Here is a 10,645-nt window from a genome sequence, read left to right on the forward strand (position 1 = left end):
TCATGCTCGTAATAAGGAATTAATGAAACATGGCAACGCTACTCACTCAAGGAACATTATTAGAAGCTAGAAAGATTAAAAAACCATTAACTAAATCCTATCTATTCAGCTTAAGTGTTCTTTTCTTTGTTTGTGCTCATTTTTTCCAACCCAACCCTGGAGGTTCAGGGCTACACCTAGCATTCAATGCCGCCTCTTGGATCCCTGCAAGTATTGCAATCGCAATTGCCTTATTTCATACAGCAAAACAGGGACTAATTAAATATTCGACCTTAACTCTGGTTTTATTGTTCGCTGTTAGCTTACTTTCCCTTCCTCTGTTCTATCACGATGCCTCTCCTCAATTAGCTTTAGGGAAGTTTTTAGGTTTATGGGCTGGGTTACTTTTCTTCATTACTCTGCAACAATTCGCCTTTTCAAATAAACAGAAGCAGTGGCTCTTGTGGTGTATTATCGGTTCAGTGTTAATCGAAGCAGTTTTTGGCTATATCCAATACCTTTTTCTAAAGGAAGGGAACAGCTTCGGTTATAACGTTATAGCAAATCGCCCTTACGGTATTTTTCAACAACCCAATGTAATGGCAAGTTTTCTAGCGACAGGGCTAGCTATCGCCTCTTACTTCCTTGCTCGACAACCAATTAAATACCGTGAAAATGTTATTGCACTCACTCTACTTTATGCAACGATCTTATTTACCTTACCACTGATCGTCGTATTAGCGTCTCGTACAGGTTGGCTAGCGACGGTTTTCAGCCTTATTTTATTAACGCCATACATGTGGAAATATTGTACAAAACAACGTTTCTTTTCTTGGGTATTAGCGTTAATTATTGGTTTTAGTGGTAGCTTTGTTTTATTTAACTTATCTCAAGATAATTTATCTAAAGTATCATTAATTAGTCAAAAAGCGGATCTAGAAAGTCCGAGACGATATACCTTTCCACAAGCTCTAGACATGTTTTTAGAAAAGCCGATTACCGGTTATGGTTATGGTAATTTCGAGGCTGATTACACCCTATATACAGCAAAACAACACCAAATTTCATCAAGCTATAAACCTGGGTTGCCTTCAATGGATCATCCTCACAATGAAGTATTATACTGGGGCGTAGAAGGTGGTATCGTTGCAATATTAGGTTTGTTAATTGCCGCGGGAGGAGTGTTACTCAAAATACGAAAAAGCAAACTAGATACACAATTTGCTTTGCTCGCTTTAATTGCTCCGATCTTTATTCATAGTCAATTAGAGTATCCATTTTACCACTCTATGCTGCACTGGTTTACATTCATCATTCTTCTGTTCTGGATAGATCAACTAAGCTGTAAATATAAAAAGTACCGCATTAGTGATATCAGTAAAATAACATTACGAGTCAGCTCATTAGTACTGCCAATTGTCACTGCTTTTTATATGCTTTCAACACTTCACACGAATTGGGTTTTAACTAAATTTGAAACGACTCGACCAATGAACCCTGATATTTTAAATCAAGTAACTAATCCTGTGATTTGGGAAGACAGATTTAATTGGGATGTGTTATCTGCTCAGCTATCCATTGGGATAATGAATAAAAAACCAGAACTGATCACGCCTTATATTACTTGGTCAAAAGAACTGATTAAAACCAAGCCAAGACCAGCCTTTTATCAAAACCTAATCATTGCTTATCAAGCTTTAGGCGAAGAAAAAAGAGCAGAAGATATTAGAAGAGAAGCCATTTTTCTCTTTCCAAATAACAAATTTGAATTGGTACAACTCGACGAAAAGTTACGTCAAAAATAAAATCATAAATAAAGACACAGTAAAAAGCCGCTACGTTTTTAGCGGCTTTTGTATTTGTAACCTAAAGAACGTCAGATAATGCTTTTAAACATAATGCGACATTTTCTTTTTTAGCTGCATACCCCATCAAACCAATACGCCAAGTCTTTCCGGCTAAATCGCCCAGCCCTGCGCCAATTTCTAAATTATACTCATTCAGTAATCGACTTCTAACTTCTACGTCGCTAACACCTTCTGGAATATAAACGGCATTAAGCTGTGGTAAACGATACGCTTCATCAACCATAAACTGAATACCTAGCGATTCTAATCCTTCTTTTAATTCTTGATGATAAAATGCATGTCGACTCCACGTGGCTTCTAATCCTTCATTTTTAAGCATCAATAATGATTCGTGCAATGCATACAAACTATTTACAGGCGCAGTATGGTGATAACTTCGTTTTCCGTCACCGCTCCAATAAGACAGGACTAAGCTTTGATCTAAGAACCAGCTTTGCACAGCTTTAGTTCTTGATTTCATCTTATCGACTGCTCGCTTAGAAAACGTCACAGGAGATAAACCTGGAGTACAAGATAAACATTTTTGAGAGCCAGAATAAACCGCATCTAATTGCCATTTATCAACGAATAATGGTACTCCACCCAACGACGTTACTGCATCAACAATAGTTAAGCAGCCATGTTGACGCGCAAGAGTTGAAATGGCTTCTGCATCACTTAATACACCAGTTGATGTCTCTGCATGCACAAAAGCGACGATCTTAATATCTGCATGTTGCAGTAAAGCCTCTTCAACTTTATTTAGTGAAACTGGCTCACCCCATTTATCATCGATAACAATCGCAGTTCCACCACATCGCTCAACATTCTGACGCATACGCTCGCCAAAAACACCATTACGACAGACTAAAACTTTTTCACCTTCCTCCACGAGATTAACAAAACAAGTTTCCATTCCTGCACTTCCTGGTGCAGAAACCGCAATGGTAAACTCATTTTCTGTTTGAAATGCATACTTAAGTAGCTCTTTTACTTCATCCATCATTTTAATGAATAGAGGATCTAAGTGGCCAATCGTTGGGCGACTTAATGCCTGCAATACTTGTGGCGATATATCAGAAGGTCCAGGTCCCATAAGGGTTCTTTTTGGTGGGATAAAACTTTGCATCATTCACTCCTTGAAATATAGGGTGTTTAAAGAATAGACACAATAATAATTAAACTCAATTAGACGAAGTAATTAGAGTGACTTAACTATAGAAAATAGCCATAAAACATTTATATTTACTTTAAATCGGAGAAATACAAATAAAGCCATTACTATTGATTGACATTTGTTTCATAAAAAAGCACATTGTTAACATATATTTTGTTATATAAAACATACACAGAAGAGGAGCACTGCCTAGGTAGCTTTATTTGTGGAGCCCAAACTCCCAAACAAATAAGTGAGGGAGAGCAGTGCCGAGATAATCTTGATTGGGAAAAGATTATCGATCGTACAGGCTGAATCCTTACGATTGCCACTTAATTTTAAGTGGAGAGCTTCTAGCAGCTATTTATTTTTTGCTATGACTCTTCACATTTATTTACACATTGGATGTAGTCGGGAGACAGGAAAGTGAACCCTATAAATGTTGCTAAATTTGGCGGAACAAGTGTTGCAAATTTTGAAGCAATGAGCCGCAGCGCTTATGTCATAGAACAGAACCAAAATACTCACCTTGTCGTTATCAGTGCTTGCTCCGGAGTCACTAATCTTTTAGTTGAACTTGCAAATGGCACACAAGATAACCAAAGAAAAAAAGTAATCCTCTCTGAACTCAAGTCCATACATTTTTCAGTATTAGACCAACTTTCCGATCCCATTTACCCTGAAAAAGCCATTCTTGAAATTCTTGATGATATAGAAAAAACGGCTGACGCTGCGACTTTCCAACCTAGCGATAAACTTACTGACCACCTTGTCGCGTGTGGTGAGTTAATGTCTACCCACCTTTTTACTCAACTATTGATTGAACGTGGAAATTCTGCGGTTCGCTTTGATATTCGAACCGTACTACGCACCGATTCAAAATTTGGTAAAGGTGAACCTCAACTTGAAGAAATTACTCGTTTAGCTCGAGAAAAACTGATACCTCTATCTCAAAAACATATCGTTGTAACGCAGGGCTTTATTGGCTCAGATAGCCAAGGGAGTACAACAACATTAGGTCGAGGAGGCAGTGATTACAGTGCCGCTTTGATTGCGGAATCAGTGAATGCATGTGGATTAGAGATTTGGACCGATGTTCCGGGTATTTATACAACCGATCCACGCATTGCCTCTGCTGCCTCACCAATCCCTGAAATCAGTTTCAGCGAAGCCTCTGAAATGGCAAATTATGGGGCTAAAATATTGCACCCATCAACCCTATTGCCAGCACTTCGCCATCAAATTCCGGTATTTGTTGGTTCATCAAAAGAACCAGAAAAAGGCGGCACATGGATTAAACAACAGGTAAATAGCTCTCCACTATTTAGAGCGCTAACCCTACGCTGCAATCAAACCATGGTGACATTACATAGCCCAAATATGTTTCATGCTTACGGTTTCCTTGCCGAAGTGTTTAAAATTTTGGCAAAATACCAAATATCTGTAGATTTAATTACAACTTCCGAAGTCAGTGTTGCTCTCACTCTTGATCAAACAAATACCAATGGCAAAGCACCTGAATTGCCACCAGAAGCACAGCAAGAACTTGAAGAACTTTGCACAATCGAAATAGAACACAATTTGTGCTTAGTTGCGCTCATTGGTAATCAAATGAGTCACTCTAAAGGCTCAGCTAAACAAGTATTCGGTACTTTAGAGGATTTCAATTTACGTATGATTTGTTATGGTGCAAGCCAACATAATTTATGCTTTTTATTAAATGAATCAGACTCAAAACGTGCAGTTCAAGTTCTACATAAAGAGTTATTTGAATAAATAGAACTAATTTAAATAAGGACCTGACCATTTATACCAATCTACATAAGTATTTGATCATTCTTGCTTGTTAAAATCGATTATATCTGCGTTATAAATTTTGTAATTAGAACCACTAGTTACTGTAATTTATGCCTTGCTCTAATCGATTTTTCCTACGCAATTATCTGATCAACTATTTATCCAGAATGGTATTACACTTGAATAGATATCAAGTGTATAAACTAAAAATCCCATTAATAGATTTATTAATGGGATTTTTAATTTAAAAAGAAATTAGTTTAAATTTGGACCTAACCATTTTTCAGTCTCTAACATGTCCCAGCCTTTTCTTTCTGCGTAACTCTCTGCCTGATCTTTTTGGATCTGAGCTATCGCAAAATAACGAGAATCAGGATGAGAGAAATACATGCCAGAAACGGAGGCTCCCGGCCACATAGCGTAGCTAGAAGTCAACGACATTCCTATTGCTTCTTCAACATCCATCAACTCCCACAATGTCCCTTTTTCTGTATGCTCAGGACAAGCTGGGTATCCAGGTGCAGGACGAATACCTTGATACTTTTCACGGATAAGATCATCATTTGAAAGGTCTTCATCTGGAGAATAGCCCCAAATATCTTTACGTACTTCTTTATGCAAATACTCGGCAAACGCTTCAGCTAAACGGTCAGCAACGGCTTGGATCATAATGGCATTATAATCATCACCTTTGGCTTTATAGTCGTCTGCAAGCTCTCTTTCACCAATACCTCCAGTCACAGCAAAGCCACCAATCCAATCGCCCTTTCCGCTCTTTTTCGGTGCGATATAATCAGATAAACAATAGTTAAACCCTTTTGGTTTTTCTGTTTGTTGACGTAAATTATATAGAACTTTCAATACCTCTGTGCGTGATTCATCGGTATACACTTCAATATCATCATCAACACTGTTAGCAGGAAAAAGAGCACACATTCCTCGCGCTTTTAGTAAGCCTTCTTTTTCTACACGATCCAATAGATCATTCGCGTCTTTATATAAACGCTTCGCTTCTTCACCCACTTCTTCATGATCTAAAATTGCAGGGTATTTGCCCATTAAAGACCATGTCATAAAGAAAGGAGTCCAATCAATATATTGGCGTAACGTCGCAACATCCATATCATCAATAATATGTACACCCGGCTTTACAGGTACTGGAGGCGTGTAGTTTACCCAATCAATATCGACTTTGTTTGCTCGCGCTCTTTCTAGTGAAACGGGTTTTGTTCGTGGTGTTTTACGATTATGTTGATCACGTACACGCTCGTAATCTAAATCTAATTTTTCAACAAATGCAGGTTTCAATTCATCAGAAAGTAATGAGGTACATACGCCAACCGCACGAGAAGCGTTGTTAACATAAACCACAGGCTGAGAGTAATTTTGTTCTATTTTAACGGCAGTATGTGCTTTAGAGGTTGTTGCTCCACCAATCAAAAGTGGCAAATCAAAGCCTTGACGCTCCATCTCTTTAGCCACATGAACCATCTCATCAAGTGATGGTGTAATAAGACCAGAAAGCCCAATAATATCGACGTTCTCTTCTTTCGCAACTTTTAGAATTTTCTCACAAGAAACCATCACGCCAAGATCAATGATCTCATAGTTATTACATTGAAGAACAACCCCAACGATATTCTTGCCGATATCGTGTACGTCACCTTTCACCGTTGCTAATAAGATTTTGCCATTGGTTGAACCGACATCTTTCGTGGCATTAATAAAAGGTTCTAAATGCGCTACGGCTTGTTTCATCACTCGCGCAGACTTAACCACTTGAGGAAGGAACATTTTCCCTTCACCAAATAAATCACCCACGACGTTCATGCCGTCCATTAAAGGACCTTCGATCACTTCAATAGGGCGAGCTGCATTGACTCGTGCTTCTTCTGTATCTTCAACAATGAAGTCAGTAATTCCCTTCACTAAAGAATGTTCAAGGCGTTTTTCTACCGACCACGCTCTCCATTCTAAAGCCGATTTATCTTCAACCTTTCCGACCGTTCGTTCTAGATATTCTGTTGCCATATCAAGTAAGCGTTCTGTTGAATCATCACGACGGTTAAGTACGACATCTTCTACCGCTTCACGTAAATCTTCAGGTACATTATCGTAAATTTCTAATTGGCCTGCATTTACGATACCCATATCCATACCGTTCTTAAAACAGTGATATAAGAACACGGCGTGAATAGCTTCACGTACGTAATTATTACCTCGGAATGAGAATGATACGTTAGATACGCCACCTGAAATCATGGCATGGGGAAGCGTTCTTTTTATATCAGCAACGGCTTCAATAAAATCAACAGCGTAGTTATTATGCTCATCGATCCCCGTTGCAACAGCAAAGATGTTTGGGTCAAAAATAATGTCTTCTGGTGGGAAACCAATTTCATCTACTAAGATGTTATAAGCGTTAGTACATATTTCTATTTTTCGCTCACGCGTATCCGCTTGACCGACTTCATCAAAAGCCATCACAATCACAGCAGCACCATAGCGACGGATTAGCTTAGCTTGTTGTAAAAATTTTTCTTTACCTTCTTTAAGCGATATTGAGTTAACAATACCCTTGCCTTGAATACATTTAAGTCCAGCTTCGATAACTTCCCATTTAGAAGAATCGACCATTACAGGAATTTTAGATATCTCAGGTTCTGAAGCGCAGAGGTTTAAGAATTTAACCATACACGCTTCAGCATCAAGCATCCCTTCATCCATATTGATATCGATGATTTGAGCGCCGTTTTCTACTTGCTCACGAGCAACACTCAATGCTTCATCATATAACTCTTCTTTAATTAAACGTTTAAAACGAGCCGAGCCAGTAACATTGGTTCTTTCACCAACGTTTACAAAAAGAGAGTCTTTCTCAATCGTTAATGGCTCTAGACCTGATAAACGACAAGCAACAGGAAGTGTCGGCAATTGACGGGGCTTAACACCTTCAACCACTTGTGCCATTTGGCGGATATGCTCAGGTGTTGTGCCACAACAACCACCAATCAAATTTAGGAAACCACTTTCAGCCCATTCCTTTACATGCTCTGCCATTTCCTCTGGAGAGAGATCATATTCACCAAAGGCGTTAGGTAAACCGGCATTAGGGTGTGCAGACACGCTGCATTCTGAAATACGAGATAACTCACTCACATACTCACGTAACTCATCAGGCCCCAACGCACAGTTCAAACCGAATGAGATTGGTTTAACATGACGTAAAGCATTGTAGAACGCTTCGGTTGTTTGACCAGATAAAGTTCGCCCTGATGCATCGGTTATCGTACCTGAGATCATTACTGGTAATGTTATACCCATTTCTTCAAAAACGGATTCTACGGCAAAAGAACAGGCTTTTGCATTCAAGGTATCAAAGATAGTTTCGATAAGAATTAAATCAGAACCACCTCTAATTAAGGCTCGAGTGGATTCAGAATAGGCTTCAACTAATTCATCAAAAGAAACATTTCGATAGCCTGGGTCATTTACATCAGGGGAGATAGAACATGTTCTGTTTGTAGGACCTAAAACACCTGCAACATAACGCGGTTTATGTGGTGTTTTTAATGTCCACTCATCAGCGACTTCTCTTGCTAACCTTGCAGCTTCGAAGTTCATTTCTTCGCTCAGGCTTTCCATATCATAGTCAGCCATTGCGATTGTTGTTGAGTTAAAGGTATTCGTTTCTAAAATATCAGCACCCGCTTCTAAATAAGCAGAATGAATATCCCTGATAATTTGAGGACGAGAAAGCACTAAAAGGTCATTGTTACCTTTTAAATCACAATGCCAATCACTAAAGCGCTCTCCACGATAATCTTGCTCTTCAAACTTATACTCTTGGATCATGGTACCCATACCACCATCTATCAAAAGAATACGTTTTAATAACTGTTGTTCTATTTGAGTTTTTTTATTGCTTCCTGCCACGGTACTGCCTCATCCATAATACGTTTCATTTACAATCCTATCACACATAGAATAGGAATCTAGACGTCCAAAATGGATTTATTTCTACAAATTAGAAATAAAGTTTGATATTTATCAAATAGAGCGGAAAATGACCTTAATCACATTTTGTTACATTAATAACATATTTAGAGGTTAACCATGTCTGTGTATAACACACTCTGTTTTTTAGCAGCTGCTGCTATGCTAATTGCTTTTATTAATAGCAAGATAGGAAAAATGCAAACTACGATCGCTATCACTGCAGGTTCAATGATGTTATCACTAGGGATCATCATCGCGGGGCAAAATGATTGGTTTAACCTAAGAGAAGTGGCAACCGAAACTTTAACTGAGATAGATTTTGAAGACTTCCTATTAAATGGAATACTTGGCTTCTTATTATTTGCCGGTGGGCTAGGAATCAAATTACAAAACCTGAAAGACCAAAAATGGGAGATAACTGTACTTGCTTTAGGGGCTACGCTATTTTCAACCTTCTTTATTGGTTTTGCGTTATGGGGAATATGCAATCTCATTGGTATTAATCTTGATTTAATCTACTGCTTATTATTTGGCTCCCTTATCTCCCCAACTGATCCTATTGCTGTTCTCGCTATTGTAAAAAAGCTGAATGCTCCACAACGTATTTCAACTCAAATCGAAGGTGAATCGTTATTTAATGATGGTTTTGGCTTAGTTATCTTCGTAACACTATTTACGATTGCTTTTGGCTCAGAAGCGCCAACAGTCGGTAGTGTCACTGCATTATTTTTACAAGAAGCTATTGGCGGTATTATTTATGGGTTTGTTTTAGGTCTAATTTTTCATTATCTAATAAGCTCTACAAATGACCATTCAATGGAATTATTATTAACTATAGGTATTCCAACATCGGGTTATGCCTTTGCTGGTATCCTTGAAGTTTCAGGTCCATTAGCAATGGTTGTATCTGGAATTATGATTGGTAACTGGACACGTTATATTGGTTTTTCAAAAGAAAGTGAAGACCATCTAGATCACTTCTGGGAGTTGGTTGATGAATTCTTAAATGGTGTATTATTTCTTCTTATCGGTATGTCGATGCTTCTGTTTCAATTCCATCAAGAAGACTGGGTATTAATGGCAATATCTATTCCACTAGTACTAGCAAGTCGCTACTTAAGTGTCTTTTTGTCATATGTTGGCTTTAAGCGATTTAGAACCTATAACCCATTATCTGTAAATATATTAACCTGGGGTGGACTTAGAGGAGGTTTAGCCTTAGCGATGGCTCTAGCTATCCCTGCTGGTATTTTAGTTATCCCAGAGAAGAATATAGACGTACGAGAAATCATACTTGTGATGACTTACTCTGTAGTTGTCTTTTCTATTTTAATTCAAGGTTCTACCATTACAAAAATGATTGAAAAAGCAAAGAAACTAGAAAAGTAATTTTGACCAATAATTCAAAATCCATTCGTGGAGATGCATTTTATGTATCTCCATTTTTTATACCTATACAATAATCTTCCTAACCTTCTGTCTGAGCTTTTCCAATATAGCGGCTACGTTAACGGGACTTTCTATTAACCTTGAGAGCGACACGCCCCCAGCGTGACTGGCCGCTAAGCTCTCCAATAGAAAGCCTAACCAACTGAACTGCCACTTCGCGATGTCTATTCTGCATCATTTTACTTTTATTCAGGCGTAAAAAAGCCCTAATCTTTCGATTAGGGCTTTTTCAAATAAGTGATTACGTTAACGGGACTTTCTATTAACCTTAAGAGCTACACGTCCTCCGGCGTGACTGGCCGCTAAGCTCTCCAATAGAAAGTCTAACCAACTGAACTGCCACTACGCAGTGTCTATTCTGCATCATTTTACTTTTATTCAGACGTAAAAAAGCCCTAATCTTTCGATTAGGGCTTTT

Annotated in this window: 5 protein-coding genes and 1 riboswitch; of the genes, 3 read left to right on the plus strand and 2 right to left on the minus strand. The window is 38.4% G+C overall.

The genetic code is table 11. The annotated features are described in order from the left end of the window. Positions 1-29: 29 nt before the first annotated feature. Entirely contained in the window at positions 30-1,784 is a 1,755-nt protein-coding gene (locus PVK63_RS12005; RefSeq protein WP_130044428.1) for a PglL family O-oligosaccharyltransferase, read from the plus strand. Positions 1,785-1,845: 61 nt separating this feature from the next. Here the strand turns inward: PVK63_RS12005 and PVK63_RS12010 are convergent, their stop codons facing one another. Beyond that, positions 1,846-2,955 carry a pyridoxal-phosphate-dependent aminotransferase family protein gene (locus PVK63_RS12010; protein WP_274440512.1) on the minus strand — a complete coding sequence of 370 codons (1,110 nt, stop codon included), beginning with the start codon at positions 2,953-2,955 and terminating at the stop codon, positions 1,846-1,848. Positions 2,956-3,170: 215 nt separating this feature from the next. Next, a riboswitch (Lysine riboswitch) is annotated at positions 3,171-3,343 on the plus strand. Positions 3,344-3,408: 65 nt separating this feature from the next. On the opposite strand from PVK63_RS12010, the gene lysC reads away from it, so the two are divergent. Continuing rightward, positions 3,409-4,758 carry a lysine-sensitive aspartokinase 3 gene (gene lysC / locus PVK63_RS12015; protein WP_130086878.1) on the plus strand — a complete coding sequence of 450 codons (1,350 nt, stop codon included), beginning with the start codon at positions 3,409-3,411 and terminating at the stop codon, positions 4,756-4,758. Between the two features lie 276 nt (positions 4,759-5,034). On the opposite strand, the gene metH is transcribed toward lysC, so the two are convergent. Beyond that, complete coding sequence (gene metH / locus PVK63_RS12020) at positions 5,035-8,715, minus strand: methionine synthase (RefSeq protein ID WP_130086877.1); 3,681 nt, start codon at positions 8,713-8,715, stop codon at positions 5,035-5,037. A gap of 180 nt (positions 8,716-8,895) precedes the next feature. Here metH and PVK63_RS12025 point away from each other — a divergent pair, with 180 nt between their 5' ends. Beyond that, positions 8,896-10,167 carry a cation:proton antiporter gene (locus tag PVK63_RS12025; protein ID WP_130086876.1) on the plus strand — a complete coding sequence of 424 codons (1,272 nt, stop codon included), beginning with the start codon at positions 8,896-8,898 and terminating at the stop codon, positions 10,165-10,167. Positions 10,168-10,645: the final 478 nt, after the last annotated feature.

Source organism: Aliivibrio sp. S2TY2, assembly GCF_028765525.1.
GTDB classification, from domain to species: domain Bacteria; phylum Pseudomonadota; class Gammaproteobacteria; order Enterobacterales; family Vibrionaceae; genus Aliivibrio; species Aliivibrio finisterrensis_A.

Bases quoted from the DNA above. Each gene is read 5' to 3' on its own strand.
- PVK63_RS12005 (WP_130044428.1), top strand. From the start codon at position 30: ATGGCAACGCTACTCACTCAAGGAACATTATTAGAAGCTAGAAAGATT.
- PVK63_RS12010 (WP_274440512.1), bottom strand. From the start codon at position 2,955: ATGCAAAGTTTTATCCCACCAAAAAGAACCCTTATGGGACCTGGACCT.
- PVK63_RS12025 (WP_130086876.1), top strand. From the start codon at position 8,896: ATGTCTGTGTATAACACACTCTGTTTTTTAGCAGCTGCTGCTATGCTA.